Below are 16132 nucleotides of genomic sequence, written 5' to 3'. Positions count from 1 at the left end.
TCATTCTAATGACGCAGGGGCTCGGCAGTCACGGAGCTCTGCGTCGACGGGAGGCAATCCTCCTGTCCTCATTCCATCCCCAGAAGTGACAGTGCTATCGCCGTCCGAACATCTCCTTGAATCCGCGCAATGCCTGGCGAATGCGCGCTTCGTTTTCAATCAACGAAAAGCGGACGAATTCGTCGCCATATTCTCCAAAGCCGATGCCCGGACTTACTGCCACCTTCGCCTCTTCCAGAACAAGTTTTGAAAATTCAAGAGATTTCAGGTGCTGGTACTGTTCAGGAATTTTAGCCCAGGCGAACATGGTCGCCTTAGGCATATCGACCGCCCAGCCGAGCTTATTGAGGCCGTGGACTAGTACATCGCGCCGGGAGCGGTAGGTGTCACAGATCTGCTGGACGCACTCCTGAGGCCCTTCGAGCGCCAGGATAGAGGCGACCTGAATCGGCGTGAAGGTTCCATAGTCGAAGTAACTCTTAATGCGAGAGAGCGCACCGACGAGTTTCTGGTTACCAACCATAAAGCCGACACGCCATCCGGGCATGTTGTAACTCTTCGACAGAGTGAAAAACTCAACGGCAATATCTTTTGCGCCGGGGACCTGCATGACACTGGGAGGCTTATAGCCATCGAACGCGATATCTGCGTACGCCAGGTCATGCACCAGCCAGATGCCATATTCCCTGCAGATGGCAACCAGCTTCTCAAAGAAAGGCAGGTCGACGCACTGTGCGGTGGGGTTCGCTGGGAAGTTTACGATCAGAACCTTCGGCCGCGGTGTCATGCGCGGAATCACATCCTGAATGTGAGTCAGGAAGTCGTCGGTTGAGTTCGTAATCGGAACACTCAACACGTCGGCCCCGGCGATGACCGGACCGTAGATGTGGATGGGATAGCTCGGATTGGGTACGAGCACCGTGTCGCCCTTGTCGAGCACGGCCAGGCACAGGTGCGCGATCCCTTCCTTGGAGCCGATGGTCATGATGGCTTCAGTCGCTGGGTCCAGGTCAACACCGTATCTCTGTGCGTACCAGTTGCAGATCGCCTTGCGAAGCCGTGGGATGCCCTTTGAAAGCGAGTAGCGGTGCGTCTGCTGCTTGCGGGCAGCCTCGATCATCTTCTCGACGATGTGCGAAGGGGTTGCCCCGTCAGGATTGCCCATGCCGAAGTCGATAATGTCTTCTCCACGCTTACGCGCAGCCGACTTCAACTCTCCGGTGATGTTGAAGACATAGGCAGGGAGCCGCTTGATTCTTGGGAATTCTTCGTTCATGTGAGTTCTTTATTTCCCTCTTACCTCAATAGAATGCCAGACCGCTGACGAAATTCGTTCACCAGCCCTTGCCGTCATCACTATTGTCGACCCATTGGGGCCGATATCCGTTGCTTCTTAAGCGTCATCCTCGAAAAGAGCGGAAATCGGCCACAAATGCCGTGAAGGCTCGTGAAGCACAGCCAATGCAGGAGCGGGTGGTGCCCGTGTTTTTGTATAGCTTACCCGGAAAGGGGATGGGCTCGCGACTTTGAACCGGCCAACAAGGTCTTTCTGGCGAGCCTCCCTAAAGTACTCAGTTATCGTTTGGACCGATCGAGAAGATGCAACGATTGCTATTTGTTCACGCACACCCCACGTCGCCTCATGACGATTGCGCAGTTTTGGTTACCTTGCCAGGGTGACATCCTCAAGTGAGGCCCGGTCTATTGCATTGATCGGACACAATGAAGGATTCCATCACTCAATACGGTGTCGAGTATCCCCTGTCTTCCTGCGCTCAAAAGCCGGAATACGGATCTCGCAAGGCGGACACGGAGGATGCCGCAGGTCACGCCACACAAGGTCCCCGTCTTAACCCATGGCAGGTGCAGATGGCGAAAGATCTGATGGCGGCATCGCTTCACGACCGAGTGTCGGTTCGTGGGCTGGCGCTGGCTTGTCATCTATCCGTAGGACACTTTGCCCGGGCATTCAAGAGATCGACGGGCAAAACACCGTACACGTGGCAGATCGAGAGCAGGCTCGCGCACGCAAAGCAGCTTCTTCTCGATCCAGCGCAGCGGGTGTCTCGAATCGCCGTTGAGTGCGGTTTCTCGCATCGGGTGGCATTCTACCGAGCCTTTGTACGGCATGTTGGGGTAAGTCCGCGGGAGTGGAGAGCCAGCAATGCAGCGAAGGGCCCGCAGAAATCGGCCTAGACAAACCCTTTTCTCTCTCCACCGGATCTACAGGCAAAGAGTGCCGGACGAGGCCACGTACTTTTATGAAAGTAGATTTCACTCGATGATTACGAAAAAGAAGTTGCTGTGCCTATCCTTGTTCTTCGCCGCGCTCTTTCTATTTGTGCAGAACGCACAGGGCGAAAGCGCGAAGGCTCTCGATAAGAAAGGGCAGACGGCTGAGGCGAGGAAGGACTACGATGCCGCTTACGAGGCATACAAACAGGCTCACGATAAAAATCCAAAAGATATCCGCTATGAAACGCATCTTCAAAATATGCGTTTCATGGCTGCAACTCAGCACATAGATCGCGGTCGTGTTCTCCGACAGAACGGCGACTACACGGGCGCAATTCTCAGTTTTATGCGCGCCGCAGAGATCGATCCATCCAATGAAACCGCTCTTCAGGAGATAAGAATCGCTCAACACGAGCAGGCAGCGCTCACGCCGACGTCAGACCCTGCTCACGTAGAGCAGAAGAACGAAGAAGATGAATTTCTGCATGAGTATGCTAGCGTTGCTGCTCCCGTCAGTCTCAAGCATTTATCGGACAGTATGGTCACATACCACGCGACCGAGGACGTAAAGAGCATCTATACAAGTCTCGGAAAGCTTGCCGGGCTTAATATTGCTTTCGATCCTGAATATCAATCGAAGCGTATCTCGGTTGATCTCCAGGACGTCAACGTTGAAGAGGCTTTGAGAGTGGTCGAGACACTGTCAGGAACGTTTTATAAGCCGCTGACTCCCAACACGATTCTTGTAGCGCAGAACAGCCGGACGAAGAGAACCGATCTGGACCAGTTGGCCTGTCAGATCTTCTATCTGACGAGCCCGGACCAGCAGAATGATGCTAACGAGATACTCATCGCTCTTCGCAACATGCTCGATCCTGCAATCAAGATCTACCTTGTCTCAACCCAGGATGCCATCGTTTTGCGAGGTACGCCGGATGAGTTGATGCTTGCGGGCAAGCTGATTAATGACCTCGACCGCGAGAAGCCAGAGGTCGTAATCGATGTGGCTGTGATGGAGGTAGATAAGGACAAGACCCGCACGCTGGGCATCACTCTTCCCCAGTCTTTCAGCCTCACTCCACAGGCCAGCAGTAGCAATAACAACAACGCAGCCAATAATAATTCGAATTCAGGAAGTCAAAGCTCCTCCAGCTTTACTCTCAACACGCTCGCTAATACGAATGCGACCAACTTTGCCGTCACGGTGACTGGTGGAACAGTAAATGCCCTTCTGCAGGACACCAATACCAGGATCCTGCAGAACCCTCGTCTACGGGCGACAGACGGCCAGAAGGCCACTTTGAAGATAGGGCAGAGGGTGCCGATTGCATCGGGATCCTTAAGCTCGCCTGTAGGCGGGGTGAGTTCACTTGGAGTGCAGACCCAGTTCACGTATGTCGATGTTGGCACCAACATGGACATCACGCCTGCCGTTCATTCCGATGGAAGTGTCTCTCTGAAGATGAAGGTAGAGGTCTCGCAGGTCGACACTTACGACACGATCAGCGGAGTGCAGGAGCCTGTGATCGGGCAGAAGGTTCTCGAGCAAACGATCAAGCTTAGGGATGGCGAGCCATCGATTCTTGCGGGGCTTGTCACGAAACAGGATAGTGTTGCTGGCTCCGGCACACCGGGCCTGGGAGAGTTGCCGGTTCTCAAATACCTGTTCGGAACCCAGACGAAGACATTGCAGAACGATGAGATCGTCTTCCTGCTGGTCCCGCACATCATTCGCGAGACCCTGTTGCAGAAGCTCAACCTGCGCGCGATCGATACAGGTACTGCGAACGTCGTCGAATTGAGGCGCCTTTCCACTGGCGAAGATTCTTCAGCCTTCGCTCCCGCTGTACGGAAGCCGGCAGATAGAGACGTGGGGCCGAAGACGACCGCGGCGACAGCTGCGGCTGCGATGATCAAAGACCTGGCGGATGAAACTCTTCCCGGCAAAGGGAGTTCGAAGCTCTTAGCGGGCGATGGCCAGATCTTGTCCAACACAAGAAAGCCAGACTCAGGAAAACTGGATTCAACGACCGTCAGTTTCGCGAGCAACGAACATCATCGTGTCGTAGGCGAAACGTTCAAGGTGTCCATCGACTTCCATGGCGCTGTAGAGTCTCAGTCGCTGCCGATGCTTTTACAATTCGATCCTCATGATCTGTCGTTATCGAATGTGGATGCCGATCAGGCCACGGCGAGTGACGGTGCGCCCCTCACCTTTACCCGCAGTGTGCTCGCGCCTGGACTCGTCGGCATTCACGTGTCCGCGTCCTCATCGGTCAAAACTCCGAAGCACGACGGCGCACGGTTGACGCTTGAGTTTACCGCGCTCGCACCCGGAAAGACGGATGTTGCTCTCGTCAACGCAACGGCGCTCGCCAATTTGAAGGGGAAACAGGAAGCCTCTCCAGTGCATACAACCATCGAGATCGACCAGGCGAAGAAGTAGCCCAGTTGCATCGATGTTTGCCTATAGGGAGTTGAAATTCAGACAGGCTACCAGTAAGGCAGCCTGTCTGAACAATGATCTTCCGTGGAGCATCTCTTCAGTTTTGGGCGCTCGTCGGAGATTTATGGTTGCAGCGAACTGGCTGCCTTCTCGATGAAAGCCGATACATCCGAAGGGTGGCTAATCATGGACAGATGCCCCGATGCAAGAGTGATGGTCGTGGCGTTCATCCGCTTTGCCATGGTCGCCTCAAGCGCCGGAGAAATGACTCTATCGTTGCTCGCGACGATATACCAGCTAGGGATGCCATTTTTCCAGGCTACTTGTGTCACAGATGCAAAGAGTGCGTTTGAAGCTGAGATGGGTCCCTGCGTTGTTGCGACTGTTACCTGATCGGCAGGTGACAAATCCTGCGCGAAATCAGCGGCGACTCCCGCATTGGAGATCGTTAAAAAGCCAGAGGCATCCATAGACAAATCACTCATGATCGGAGTAGTTGGGACGGTGCCGTTCAGTGTGAACGCGGACTCTCCCGAAGCAGGCGCATAGGCGGACACATAGACCAGACCTGCCACCTTAGGGTCGATCCCGGCCTGTGTGATGACCACTCCACCGTAGGAATGGCCTACGAGCAAGGTCTTGCCGGTTTCGCGTGCCAGGGCGCGCTGCACGACTGCCACATCATCTGCCAGCGATGTCAGCGGGAGTTGTACTGCCGTCACGTTGTAACCGTCGGCAGTCAGCATCGCAATGACGCTGGTCCAGCTAGAGCCGTCAGCCCACGCCCCATGCACGAGCATCACATTCTTGATGCCTGTAGGTGCCGAGGCCTGAACGACAGGCGACTTTAGTGCGTTATTACAACCGCTCAGCGTGAGCACGAGTGAGGCCAGGATGAGTGGTTTAGAACTCTTGGACAATAGGGAAGCGAACATCTGGTAGTCCCTTTCATTTGGTCTTCTAACGAAGATGGATCGTGGGTGATTCGATAGGCTGCCCGTCAACGAGCTCCGGGTATGCGTACGAAAGCGGCAGGGCGAAGCAAAGTCGTGGAGCTTGTCTTAGCGCAGCGCCAGGAAGACGAGAGCAATGGCCACAACATCCTCAAGCAGGGCCGCGGGCAGATCGCGCCCAAACAATTTCGCAGCAGCAGCTCTCGCTTTGGAACCTCCCAGAGTTCCGAGGACGCTGCCGACGATGCCTGCCAGGGCTCCCATCAGAAGATGTCCGTTGGCAGCACCGATGGCCGCGCCAGTCAGTGCACCCATCGACACACGAGCACCGAACTGCGGAGGCACAAGCCGGCTGGGGGTTTTGGGCAGCTTGTCGGTGACCAGTTCACCCACTGCAAGCAGGGTGGTAATAAACGGCGTTGCCCTGAAACCTAGGAATGCAAGCCAGGTTCCCTGGAGGGGCAGCTTTCCGCTGCTGGCTGCCCAGCTAACGGCCGCGAGACCCATAAGAGCGCGCAGGCCGCACGCGATACCTACTACGAAGGCGATGATTAAGAAAGACATTCGATGTTCTCCTTGGAAAAGTACGATTCAGCGAATCGCCAGGTAAATAGGGGCCCGTCCTTAGGCCGTTGGAGACCGAAGTTTCCCAAAATAAAGTGGACCAGGAGAGCAATCAGCGCAAGGAAGACGAGGCAGTCCATTACTTGCATCTCCGGCATAGCCATAGGGTCAAACCTGAATGTTTCCAACAAGAGTGAAGAGTGGGCCCGGAGGACACTCTTGTTGCTGTCCTTCTAGAGGAAGAGAGGATCTGACGCACCCTGTTTCGCAAGGTGCGTCAAATCGCGTCCGCTCACTTCTTGAGCCAGAGAGGAACAAGTGCATGTTTGCTACTTCGAAACGGCCTTCGAGGCTGCGTCGAGAATCACAGTGGCAACCTTCGCTGGCTGCGAGAGCATAATGACGTGGCTGGAGGAGACAGTGGTGGTCGTTGCGCCGATTCTCTTTGCCTGAGCGGCTTCGAGATCAGGTGAAATTGCCCGGTCATTTCCGGCAACGATGTACCATGACGGCTTGGTCTTCCAGGCTGGGATCGTGACTTCGCCCTTCATGGCGGTAACGTTTACAGGAACCTGCGTCGCTGCCAGGACCGCAATCTCTTTGGCGGAAAGATCCTGTGCGAAGTCTTCAGCGACTCCCTTGGGAGTCAGTTTGAGAAAACCATTCTTGTCAGGACGCAGCTCTGAGCCGATAGGAGTTGCAACACTTGAGATGAGACCTAAAGTGGATTCTCCCTTATCCGGCGCGACTGCCGAAACAAAGACAAGTCCTGCTACCTTCGGGTCGTTTCCGGCTTCGGTGATCACAGCTCCGCCGTAAGAGTGGCCGACGAGCAATACCGGACCATCCTCGAGAGCAATGGCGCGCTCTGTTGCTGCAACGTCATCCGCGAAGGAGGTCAATGGGATTTGTACGGCAACAACATGCAGCCCCTTCGCCTCCAGCAACGGAATTACCTTGGACCAGCTCGACCCGTCTGCCCATGCTCCATGAACGAGGAGAACTGTTTTTACCCCTGAAGGGGGCTGTGTCTGTGCCGTTGCCTTGGTGGCAGGGCTGAGGGTCGCGAGTAGTGCAGCGCATGCCACCAATCCATTCCGAACAAATTTCAATGCTTGCATGGTATTTCTCCTTTTGATGAACGGAAGGCCGCTGGTCTGGGAGTGCTCGTCTCTGGACCTATACGAACCGAGCTGAAGCGCGAAACAGGCAGGATTTACCGCCATTCTCACATTCGCTATCCTGTTCAACCCGAAGGTATCTACAGCGCGCGAAATAATCTTGGCGAAAAGAATCAAAAGCTGGATATTTCTGCTCAATAGATTTGGGGCATGACAAAAAAAGACCGCCAGGACAGCAGTTCACGGGGCAGCCAGCTTCTTAGAGCCGTTTCCGTATAGGTGTAGAGGGTTCTTTTTAAATTCACCCCAAAAACTGTCATCTCGACCGGAGGCGGCGTTCTTTGCCGCTTCCGGTCGAGATGACAAGTTATGGGTAACGGAGGGAAAAGTCTTTGCACCTGCACGAAGCCCTCTCTGGCAGACAAAGAGGGAATCTTGCGATGCTTGGTCTGGATCAGGTAGTGTCTGACGAATCGGAGATAGTGGTTTAGAGAGAAACCACTATCTCTACACGCATAGCTTTTGTTTTGTGTTTCCCCACAGAAGCGTCATCCTGAGCGCAGCGTCCCGGCTTTTGGGGACGCGGAGTCGAAGGACCCCGAGGATTGCCATCTTGCCTATGCCTCTTGGAGCTTTTCTACCTCGAGCGCTTGAGCCTGGACTCTTGTGCTGGAAAAGATCCCGACCTCCTGGGTGAGATCAAGTCCTTCGACTCCGCACCTCGCAAAAAAGCGCGAGGCGCTACGTTCAGGATGACGTCTCTGTGGGGGAACAAGATATGTGATTCGTTGTTGTCCCCGATTCGTCAGGCACTACCTGGAGCTTTGGGCAGCTAAACGGCGTAGCTACTGCTGCCGCGCTTGGAGTTCCGCCGCCACATCCCCGGAGCGATTCCATGAATTCGTCTGAAGGAACGGTTTAGCGAAGATTGATCCGCAAACCCACACTGCGCGGCGATATCGGCCAGGGGCAGGCGTGAGTTCAGCATGAGACCTTTGGCCTTGTCTACACGGCGCTCCAGCAACCAGGCATGAGGGGGCTTGCGAAAGGTCTTTTTGAAGGATCGCGCAAAGTGGCTCACGGACAATTCGCACGCTTCGGCAACCTGCTGGAGAGGAATGTCCCCGTCCAGATGAGCCTCCAGTAACTCTGTCGCCCTTCGCGCCTGTCGAGGAGAGAGGCCCCCGCGAAATCTTCGATCCGACAGCGTCACATTTCCATAGGAGCTGACAAGATGACAGTTCAGGGCTTGCAGAACGTGGTCCATGAAAATCTTTGAAGTTTGCTGAGGATGCTCCAGTGAAGAGAGGAGCGTCTGGCCGAGGTGATGCACGATAGGATCGATTGTTCCATACGGCCAGATCAATCGGTCTACATACGGTACCTGGTGAGCATAAGCGATCTCATCCAGAGCGGCTTGCGTGACATGCACCGCCAAGGCGTCGAAAGGATCTGGCAGGAAACATGCGGGCTCCTCTTGTAACTGGATGGCGCCGACAGCCCCCACAGGATAATAGCCACTCGACACCCTTTTCTTGCCCAGAAAGAGCTCTACATGGGGGATAGCTTTGAGCTGCAACGCAATGATGTAGCCACTCTCGCCAAGGATGGGACGTGTCATGTCCGGGATCCCTTGGGTGATCTTCAGTCTTGCAAACGAGAAGGACGAAAGCTCGGATAGCTTGATCTCCGCCGTAGGGGAATCCCTGAGATACATCGTCTCGGCGATTTGATTCCAGATCGTAGGAACTTCGATGGGCGTCTCCATGGCGCGAAACCTAACCTTTCCTCAGAGACTGTGAAGGAAACGCGATCGCAACGAGGCAGGCTGAGATCGAAAGGGACATTCGAGGTTCTCCTTAGAGAGGTGACTCTGCAAATCGTTCGAGGTACTTTTAGGTCTAATACTACCTACTAGTAGGTAGGTTTAAGGGTAGACCACCGATACCGGTAACCTTACCGTAAGGGATAATCCTGATACTAGCAGAGGCGAACTACGCCAGCCACATTTAGTTCGAAGGGCGCAGGCGGTCCAGGGCAGCTTTTGAAATCGAAGTGAAGACGTCAGGAGTGCCTAAGGCTCGTGCCGAGAGCATGGCACCGTGCACCACAGCGACAAAGCTCTGAGCCTCTACCTCCGCGCTATGCTCCAGGTGAATAGAGCCATACTTGACCCCATCTCTGAGCGTCGATTTAACCCAGCCGGCAAGATACCTGAAGTGCAACTGAACTTCAGCCTTGATCGGATCGGGAAGTGCCGGGAGTTCCGCACTGAGCAAAGCCGCAATACAAATCGGGCGATTGCTGTTCCGAATGCACTCCTCCCAATGCTGTACATAGAGCTTCAGGCGTTGCAGGGGATCGACGACCTTGCTATCAAGACCTTTGGCGGCAGCGACCATGTCCGCGCGATATTGAACTAAAGCCGCTACGACCAGATCGACCTTGGAGGGGAAATGGTGATGAATACTCGCTTTGCGGATTCCGACTACCTCGGCAACATCCGCATAGCTAAAGCCGAAGTAGCCCCTTGCGGCGATCAGATCATGCGCTGCCTCACGAATTTTATCCGCCGTATTGCTGCTCATGTTTCTTTAGACTACCTACTAGTAGGAGTGGATGCAATTTGATTTCTAGAGTGTGTTAACAAACCGCTTGCATGGATCAACTTCGCTCCTGAAATAGTGTGCTGGCGCACCCTGGTCTGCTTATTTTTCTGCGTTGCTCTGTTGTGTCATCTGCTTGAGGAGCGCTTCATACTCGGCGTCGGTGCCTTTATGCAGCACCCCTTGCATGACGTAGCCCAGGCTTACGTTGATCGTTCGTTTGAGCGATAAGATACCTGGTTCAAAGGTTCCTTTGAACTCGCCAGAGATCGGGTCATTGTCCCGTGTGGGGCCGTCAAGCCAGATCCCTGCCCGAAGCGTATTGTCGCCGGGGGAGGTTTCGGGCCATAAATCCCGGATCTCGATGGTTTGCGGCGTCTCGCCGGCAATCGTTAGTTCTCCGCTGCCGCCGTACTTCTTCAAGAAGGAATCCGTGACATTCAGATTGAAGCGTATAACGGCATCCTTCTGGATATCTCGCAGATTTGGATCGTAGATGCCGGAGATTTGCATCTTTCCTACCCATTCGCCGCGAATGGAGTCAGCGGGTGCTGGAGTGACATGGGAAAACCAGCCACTGATCAAATCGCGATTCATCAGTGCAAACACAAGAAAAAGGATTGCGAAAAGAGACACGGTAGAGCCTGTGGTCAAGCGTTTCATCGACAACCCTTCACTCAATCTCGTTTTGTAGTGCTGTAGTTAAAGGCTCTGTAAGGCCTGTTTGCTGGCGAACAACCTGGCGACCTCCTCCAGGACTGATTCCAGCGGGAAGCGAGACAGAATCAATACACCCTTGTCTTCCGCGCTTTCCCGGATATAGACCTCTACGCCACAGAGCCACGAGTCAAGCTGTTCGGCTGAACCTGCCGCGGCGAGGCTCGCACGATCCAGCACCGGCAGATAGAAGGGCTCTCCCTGAAATCGCTCCTCCGTGATGGAAGGGAGAAAGAGCTCTCTGCCGCGCTCTTCGATGCGTTCGACAGGGTCCTTCGAAAACAGTTCGATCTGCACTCCAAAGCCGCGCATCTTTGCAGCAGCATCGATCCGTTGGTTTTCCGGTGTTGTCAGGCGGAGCAGACGATGGGAGGGCCGCGCTGGCTCGTCTCCGCGAAAGACGGCAGCAGCGGCGTCGACCATAGCTTCTTCTGTCCATCCCTGAGGGGTTCCTCGATCCGGCCATACGCCAAGGCCAAACTCCGGCGACCATGCCTTCATATGTGCACTCAGCACATTACTGCCTGTTTGCGGAGAGAGGTTCCAGAGCTGCAGGAGGATTTCGTGACGCAGACCGTACTTCTGCATCAGCACCTCGCTGAGATTTTGCAGCAAAAAGCGAATGGGATTGAGTTCTCCCGTGGGGACTGGGAATGCCGACACGCGCAGCAGGGCAGCCTGCCACGGGGACGCCATCTCAATGGGATCCAGTTTTATTTGCATTGGTCGCCTCGCACAGGTTCAAAGTCACTCGACACGATAGACAAACCCATCGTCGCGCATGGACTCCAGTACATCCAGCAACACATCCTCATACTGTTCCTTCTGAAAGGCGAGAAGAATGCCCTTATCCTTGATGCTCTCGTTAATGTAGAGGTCGAACAGGCTGAACCACTTCGTGCGTAACTCCTCCGTCGCGATGAAGAAGTGGCCGCTCTCCAGCATCGGTAAGACAAAAGGAATTCCCGGGTACTCCGGTCTTGTCTCGAGATTGGTACCGAACAGGGCCTTGCTCTTTTCCAGAAAGGCATCTTGGGATGCAAAAGCTCCCGCGATAATTCCATCTACATCCATCTTTTGAAAGACGGGCATAGAGGCGCGGAGGGCAGGAGTGAAGGGTGTTTTGGGAGGAGCAGTCTTTGGATCGGCGGGGAGAAACAATGTCAGCATGCCGCCGTGTCCAAGGAATAGCTCCCGTTGCCGCTCCGGTTGTTTGGTCATGAACCAGATCAGAAAGTCGGCAATCCATTCACGAAAATCAATCTCTTTTCCGCTCTCCACCTGTTCCTTGATTTGGGCGTGGGTCGGGGTGGGTGGGATATCGGCATCGGTATATCGGCCCATTCCCATCAGCTTCATGCACTGGAGAGAGTACGCGCGGTAGGCGTCTCCTAACTCCTCGGTGATCTGTTTATACCGAAAAAATATCTCACAACGCAGCTCGAAGTCGTCCTTCAATCGCGATGACAGGCGCCGAAGAAACTCTGTAACCCAAACCTTTTCCTGAGCCCTGAGGGGAAATCCGGAGACCGGCATCCAGAACAACATGCAATCGTTCAAGCCATCTCCGGCGCGAACCCAAGGGGCGTAGTCCTGCTTGTTGAGCAGGCGCTTTCGCCCCTTGAGGGGAGGAATAGAAATTTCGAGCTTTGCCACAAACGCTCTCCTTGGGTTCTAGCGGAAGGGTGTTCCCAGTCCAATATCGACCAGGATATCGCCGCGTAACAGAACATCGGCTTCTACGCCTACCCGCGTGATCACCCCGGTACCTTCATCGTGATTTAGTTTGATCTCATGATGAAAGACCGAGCCTTCGGCATTTTCGATGCCTACGTCTACATCCGCTCCGTGAGCTGTGATCTCGACGCCATGAATATCCACCCCAGCGCCCATCAGGTCCAGCTTGTTGAAGCTGAAACCGCGTTCGAATGACTTCCATTCGAACTCCTCCGGAGCGGTGACCTCATGCTTGCCGACGTAGTTTTCTTCACTTTCGCCGAGCACAATGAGGGTGCGATTCTGGTTGACGCGAGTATTCTGGTTGCCCTTTACAGCCTGCAAATAGTTGGAGGAGTACAGAAATTGTGCATCTCCGTGAACCGTTTGGGACTGCTTTTTATTTACATATAAAGTGTCGTTGCCATCCACGACGACGTAATGGTTGTTCAGGTAGTGATAGACGGTGTCGCCTTTGATCTTCGTCTGCTTGGTTCCTGTTTTCATTCCAGCAATCGCCGCCGTTGAGTTCATTGCTGCTGTGTTCAACGCCTTGAAGCCGGTATCCTTACCGTCATTCTTATAACCATTGCTGTAGGTGATGGTTTTGACGATCTTGCCGAAGACACCTTCTTCTTTCTTCTCTCCGCCGCCTTCGCCCTGTTCGGAGCTTGTCTGTTCTTTTCCGTCAGCCATTTCATCCTCCCTGGATTTATTTTTCAACGGTTTGTTGCATCTGTTTCACGAGAGCGTCGTAGTCCGCATCGCTCCCTTTTTGCAGGACGCCCTTCATCGAATAGCCACCCTGGTCGTCTCTTTCAAGAGACAAAGAACCCGGTTTGAATATGCCCTTGAAGCCACCTGAAAACGAATCGTTTTTGGTCTCAGGCGTATATGTGTCCAGCCAGATGCCTGTTTGAAAGGTGCCATCCTTTGGATTCGATTGCGGCCAGAGATCGCGTACCTCAATGGATTGAGGCTTCTCTCCTTCAATCGTCAGTTCACCGCGACCGCCATACTTCTCCAAAAAGGAGTCTGTGATCTTCAGATTGAAGCGGATCACAGCTTTCTTCTTCACGTCTTTCTGGTCTGGCTCCAGCATGCCATCAATGTCGAGATGTCCTACCCATTCGCCCCGAAGCTCGTTTTTGGAAGCTGGGGTGATGTGCGAAAACCATCCGTGCACAAAATCACGGTTCATCCATCCGACAAGCAGAAGGAAAGCCACGACGCACAGCCCAACAATGGTGGGACTCATATAAACGGCCTTCTTGTCTTCCCAGGTATGTAACATATCTCGTTTCGATCCTCCTCTGTGTTTGCCGGCAACCCTACCGCTTACGACTGTCACAGCCTAACCGACATCTTTGGAGTAGAACTTCGATTCGATATGTACTCGCCCATTGGGCGCGTGGAGAATGATATCGCCCGTCTTCGATTCAATGGTGATATTGGTTCTTCCGGTCTGATCGGATCTTTCGGTCATCTTAATCAGGTTATTGTTCGGTGTCGCCAATACTACTGTCTCTACACCTTCCTTGTCGGAGAATTGCAGGCGATTGCCGCTCTTTGTCACGAGGCGTTTGACGTCGTTGGTTTCGACATCGCCGCCACGTAGTTCGTCGCGCGGTTGGGTATGAACGCCATTCCACACCGCACCGAGAACTACCGGTCTTTCAGGATCACCGTCCTCAAAGGCGACAGCGACTTCGTCGCCGATCTCCGGCATGAACATAAAGCCTCGATCCGGGCCCGCATGGGGCGAGGTCACGCGTGCCCAGTGGGTGGAGCTATCGCTCTGCCAGATGTATTGCACCTTGATGCGGCCCATCTTCTTCGGGTCGTTATGGTCGACAACGCGAGCGGAGACGATACCGTTCCAGGTGTGCGTAGCAGGTGGTTGTGCGTTGCGATAGTTCTTCCAGGGTGTGCAGTCAAACGCGTTGGTGTAGCCCTGCGGCGTCCAGTGATGGACGACGCGGGTGAGTCCATAGATGCCCTGAGCATCCAGCGTACCTTCGATCTGGATCGTATTGCCAGCCATGAGTTGCTGATTGCGCGAGTGGCCGCTGCCGGTAACGGCGCTGCCAAGGGAGCGCTGGCTTTCCGCGTGCAACTGGTCCTGAAAATCGTCGAGCGTCATGGCCCGGGCGCGCTGTGGCTCAAAGCCGGCGGGCAGCGCGACGGAGGCGGATTGTACGGCGCTGGTCATTCGTTGGGCTGAGTCGTAGTAGTCCGGCGGTGTGCTGACCTTCTCAAAGCTGTTGGACTGCATGGCGTGATGATCGTAGTGCACGCCACTCATGGATGCGGGCGAGAGCCTGCCGCTGAGACGTAGATCGAGAAGGCCGCCCTCGCCGCGCCACTGCACGCTGACACCGGTTTGGAAGCTGTTGAAAACCTCCACTCCCCCTTCTTTCGGGCGCATCCAGCAGCCGTAGTCGTCGACGATACGGTTCAGGAAGGAGAAATCCGTTTCGCCGTACTGCACATAGTTCAGCGCCTTGGAGCTGCTGCCGCTTTGCGAGAAGGAGATGCCTGCCCGCCCTGCGGCGGCGTTACCGATGGAGGAGAGCGTCTGGGCGGCGTAGTACTGTTTCTGTGGGGCTACGTCCATGAGGTAACTGGAACTGACAGCCAACAGTTGGGCCGTGTAGCTACCCCATATCTCGTACTCCAGATCGACCTTGAGTACGAAGCCGGAGAAGGGCACATGTTCTATGCCATCCTCGTCCGTGATCTTGATCGATACCGCTTTGCCGAGGAAGTCTTCTACTGGGATGCGTTGATCTTCTGTCTGCTTACAGACGACGGTGCACCACCAGTGTTGATTCAACTCCTGCACAATCTCGACGGAGGAAAGTTGGGCATCGCCGATGAGGTTGTCGCCAATTTGAATCTGAGGCAGGGCCATGGATATCTCCTGGTGAGTCGGTGTTCTTACGAGTCGTTGCTTAATGCCTGCGTTGCCGGTCGTGGTATTTCTCTGGTCGACGGATTGAAGGCTGATCGATAGCGTGTGGTTGGCATTAGTCGATCTCTACTACGATGCAGGTCGCGTTGTCGTACCCGCTGGAGCGATTGGCGGCATCGACCAGCTGCTGGCACGCCTGCTCCGGCGTTGAAGTGGTGAGCAACAGCGAGAGCATCTCGCCGTTGGACAGAGATTTGCAGATGCCGTCCGTGGCGAAGAGAAAGCAGTCTCCGAGGTGGACCTGCACCATGGTGACGGCAGGCATGACAAACTCCGAAGCGCCGATGGCCTGGGTCAAAACGCTGTCCCAGCGGGCCATCTGGTCCGGCGTGATGTGGCGATCTCCCTCGCGCAGGACACGCGCCAGTTGGGAGTGGTCGTCGGTCAGGCGATGCAGCGACTGGCTGCGCAGGAGATAGGCGCGGCTGTCTCCCACGTGGGCGATCCACATGCGTGCGCCGTCGAAGTGTGCGGCTACGATGGTCGTGCACATGCCCTGGTAGAGCGGTTCGTGGGCGGCAGCCTTGTACACCGCGCGGTTCGCGGCCTGGATGGCGCGCTGCAGCTCCGGCCCTCCTGCATTGGGATCGTGGACGGTATAGGGGAAGCGACTGAGCACGCAGTCGACGGCGGCCCGGCTGGCGACCTCGCCCGCGTTAGCCCCTCCGACCCCATCGCACACAACAAAAAGTCCGCGATCCAAATCGAAACCGAACGCGTCCTCATTGGTGCGGCGCTGCCGCCCTACATCGCTCGATGCCGCTGCCCGAATCCGAATTTCCATCTAGCCCTATTACTCT

15 protein-coding genes are annotated in these 16132 nt (G+C 54.9%); 2 read left to right on the top strand and 13 right to left on the bottom strand.

Annotated features, from left to right (window positions below):
- Nucleotides 1-94: 94 nt before the first annotated feature.
- Complete coding sequence (alaC, locus tag ACIX8_RS20780; protein WP_014267355.1) at nt 95-1276, bottom strand: alanine transaminase; 1182 nt, start codon at nt 1274-1276, stop codon at nt 95-97.
- A 446-nt stretch (nt 1277-1722) separates the two neighbouring features.
- Between alaC and ACIX8_RS20775 the strand changes: the two genes are divergently transcribed.
- Both ACIX8_RS20775 and ACIX8_RS20770 read left to right on the top strand, forming a co-directional pair.
- The gene (locus ACIX8_RS20775) at nt 1723-2196 is read left to right on the top strand and encodes a helix-turn-helix domain-containing protein (RefSeq protein ID WP_052310674.1); all 474 of its coding nucleotides are present in this window, start codon (nt 1723-1725) and stop codon (nt 2194-2196) included.
- A gap of 85 nt (nt 2197-2281) precedes the next feature.
- Nucleotides 2282-4681 (top strand): tetratricopeptide repeat protein, encoded by a 2400-nt coding sequence (locus ACIX8_RS20770; protein ID WP_044177204.1) that lies wholly within the window; start codon nt 2282-2284, stop codon nt 4679-4681.
- Nucleotides 4682-4803: 122 nt separating this feature from the next.
- Here ACIX8_RS20770 and ACIX8_RS20765 read toward each other — a convergent pair whose 3' ends face one another.
- From ACIX8_RS20765 to ACIX8_RS20710, 12 genes are all read right to left on the bottom strand, one after another.
- Complete coding sequence (locus tag ACIX8_RS20765; protein WP_014267353.1) at nt 4804-5616, bottom strand: alpha/beta fold hydrolase; 813 nt, start codon at nt 5614-5616, stop codon at nt 4804-4806.
- 126 nt (nt 5617-5742) lie between these two features.
- Nucleotides 5743-6198 carry a DUF4126 family protein gene (locus ACIX8_RS20760; protein ID WP_014267352.1) on the bottom strand — a complete coding sequence of 152 codons (456 nt, stop codon included), beginning with the start codon at nt 6196-6198 and terminating at the stop codon, nt 5743-5745.
- A gap of 329 nt (nt 6199-6527) precedes the next feature.
- Nucleotides 6528-7319 carry an alpha/beta fold hydrolase gene (locus tag ACIX8_RS20755; RefSeq protein WP_014267350.1) on the bottom strand — a complete coding sequence of 264 codons (792 nt, stop codon included), beginning with the start codon at nt 7317-7319 and terminating at the stop codon, nt 6528-6530.
- An 832-nt stretch (nt 7320-8151) separates the two neighbouring features.
- Nucleotides 8152-9087, bottom strand: coding sequence for a helix-turn-helix domain-containing protein (locus ACIX8_RS20750; protein WP_014267349.1), 936 nt, complete (start codon nt 9085-9087; stop codon nt 8152-8154).
- Nucleotides 9088-9328: 241 nt separating this feature from the next.
- The gene (locus ACIX8_RS20745) at nt 9329-9907 is read right to left on the bottom strand and encodes a TetR/AcrR family transcriptional regulator (protein ID WP_014267348.1); all 579 of its coding nucleotides are present in this window, start codon (nt 9905-9907) and stop codon (nt 9329-9331) included.
- A gap of 120 nt (nt 9908-10027) precedes the next feature.
- Nucleotides 10028-10588: a hypothetical protein gene (locus tag ACIX8_RS20740; protein WP_014267347.1), complete on the bottom strand. Its 561-nt coding sequence runs from the start codon at nt 10586-10588 to the stop codon at nt 10028-10030.
- A 39-nt stretch (nt 10589-10627) separates the two neighbouring features.
- Nucleotides 10628-11365, bottom strand: a complete 738-nt coding sequence (locus tag ACIX8_RS20735) for a hypothetical protein (protein WP_014267346.1) — start codon at nt 11363-11365, stop codon at nt 10628-10630.
- Between the two features lie 24 nt (nt 11366-11389).
- Entirely contained in the window at nt 11390-12298 is a 909-nt protein-coding gene (locus tag ACIX8_RS20730) for a hypothetical protein (protein WP_014267345.1), read from the bottom strand.
- Nucleotides 12299-12316: 18 nt separating this feature from the next.
- Nucleotides 12317-13054 (bottom strand): hypothetical protein, encoded by a 738-nt coding sequence (locus tag ACIX8_RS20725; RefSeq protein ID WP_014267344.1) that lies wholly within the window; start codon nt 13052-13054, stop codon nt 12317-12319.
- Nucleotides 13055-13070: 16 nt separating this feature from the next.
- A complete protein-coding gene (locus ACIX8_RS20720; RefSeq protein ID WP_150110689.1) occupies nt 13071-13709 on the bottom strand; it encodes a hypothetical protein in 639 nt (212 codons plus the stop codon).
- Nucleotides 13710-13712: 3 nt separating this feature from the next.
- Complete coding sequence (locus tag ACIX8_RS20715; RefSeq protein ID WP_014267342.1) at nt 13713-15272, bottom strand: type VI secretion system Vgr family protein; 1560 nt, start codon at nt 15270-15272, stop codon at nt 13713-13715.
- A gap of 115 nt (nt 15273-15387) precedes the next feature.
- Nucleotides 15388-16116: a PP2C family protein-serine/threonine phosphatase gene (locus ACIX8_RS20710; protein WP_014267341.1), complete on the bottom strand. Its 729-nt coding sequence runs from the start codon at nt 16114-16116 to the stop codon at nt 15388-15390.
- Between the last annotated feature and the right edge of the window lie 16 nt (nt 16117-16132).

It is taken from the genome of Granulicella mallensis MP5ACTX8 (assembly GCF_000178955.2).
Taxonomy (GTDB): Bacteria; Acidobacteriota; Terriglobia; order Terriglobales; family Acidobacteriaceae; genus Granulicella; species Granulicella mallensis.
This window is presented reverse-complemented; position numbering and strand designations above follow the sequence as displayed.

Excerpts from the sequence above, each read along its gene's own strand:
- ACIX8_RS20770 (WP_044177204.1), top strand. The coding sequence starts at position 2,282 with ATGATTACGAAAAAGAAGTTGCTGTGCCTATCCTTGTTCTTCGCCGCG.
- alaC (WP_014267355.1), bottom strand. The coding sequence starts at position 1,276 with ATGAACGAAGAATTCCCAAGAATCAAGCGGCTCCCTGCCTATGTCTTC.
- ACIX8_RS20765 (WP_014267353.1), bottom strand. The coding sequence starts at position 5,616 with ATGTTCGCTTCCCTATTGTCCAAGAGTTCTAAACCACTCATCCTGGCC.
- ACIX8_RS20725 (WP_014267344.1), bottom strand. The coding sequence starts at position 13,054 with ATGGCTGACGGAAAAGAACAGACAAGCTCCGAACAGGGCGAAGGCGGC.
- ACIX8_RS20775 (WP_052310674.1), top strand. The coding sequence starts at position 1,723 with ATGAAGGATTCCATCACTCAATACGGTGTCGAGTATCCCCTGTCTTCC.
- ACIX8_RS20750 (WP_014267349.1), bottom strand. The coding sequence starts at position 9,087 with ATGGAGACGCCCATCGAAGTTCCTACGATCTGGAATCAAATCGCCGAG.
- ACIX8_RS20745 (WP_014267348.1), bottom strand. The coding sequence starts at position 9,907 with ATGAGCAGCAATACGGCGGATAAAATTCGTGAGGCAGCGCATGATCTG.
- ACIX8_RS20735 (WP_014267346.1), bottom strand. The coding sequence starts at position 11,365 with ATGCAAATAAAACTGGATCCCATTGAGATGGCGTCCCCGTGGCAGGCT.
- ACIX8_RS20740 (WP_014267347.1), bottom strand. The coding sequence starts at position 10,588 with ATGAAACGCTTGACCACAGGCTCTACCGTGTCTCTTTTCGCAATCCTT.
- ACIX8_RS20710 (WP_014267341.1), bottom strand. The coding sequence starts at position 16,116 with ATGGAAATTCGGATTCGGGCAGCGGCATCGAGCGATGTAGGGCGGCAG.
- ACIX8_RS20715 (WP_014267342.1), bottom strand. The coding sequence starts at position 15,272 with ATGGCCCTGCCTCAGATTCAAATTGGCGACAACCTCATCGGCGATGCC.
- ACIX8_RS20755 (WP_014267350.1), bottom strand. The coding sequence starts at position 7,319 with ATGCAAGCATTGAAATTTGTTCGGAATGGATTGGTGGCATGCGCTGCA.
- ACIX8_RS20760 (WP_014267352.1), bottom strand. The coding sequence starts at position 6,198 with ATGTCTTTCTTAATCATCGCCTTCGTAGTAGGTATCGCGTGCGGCCTG.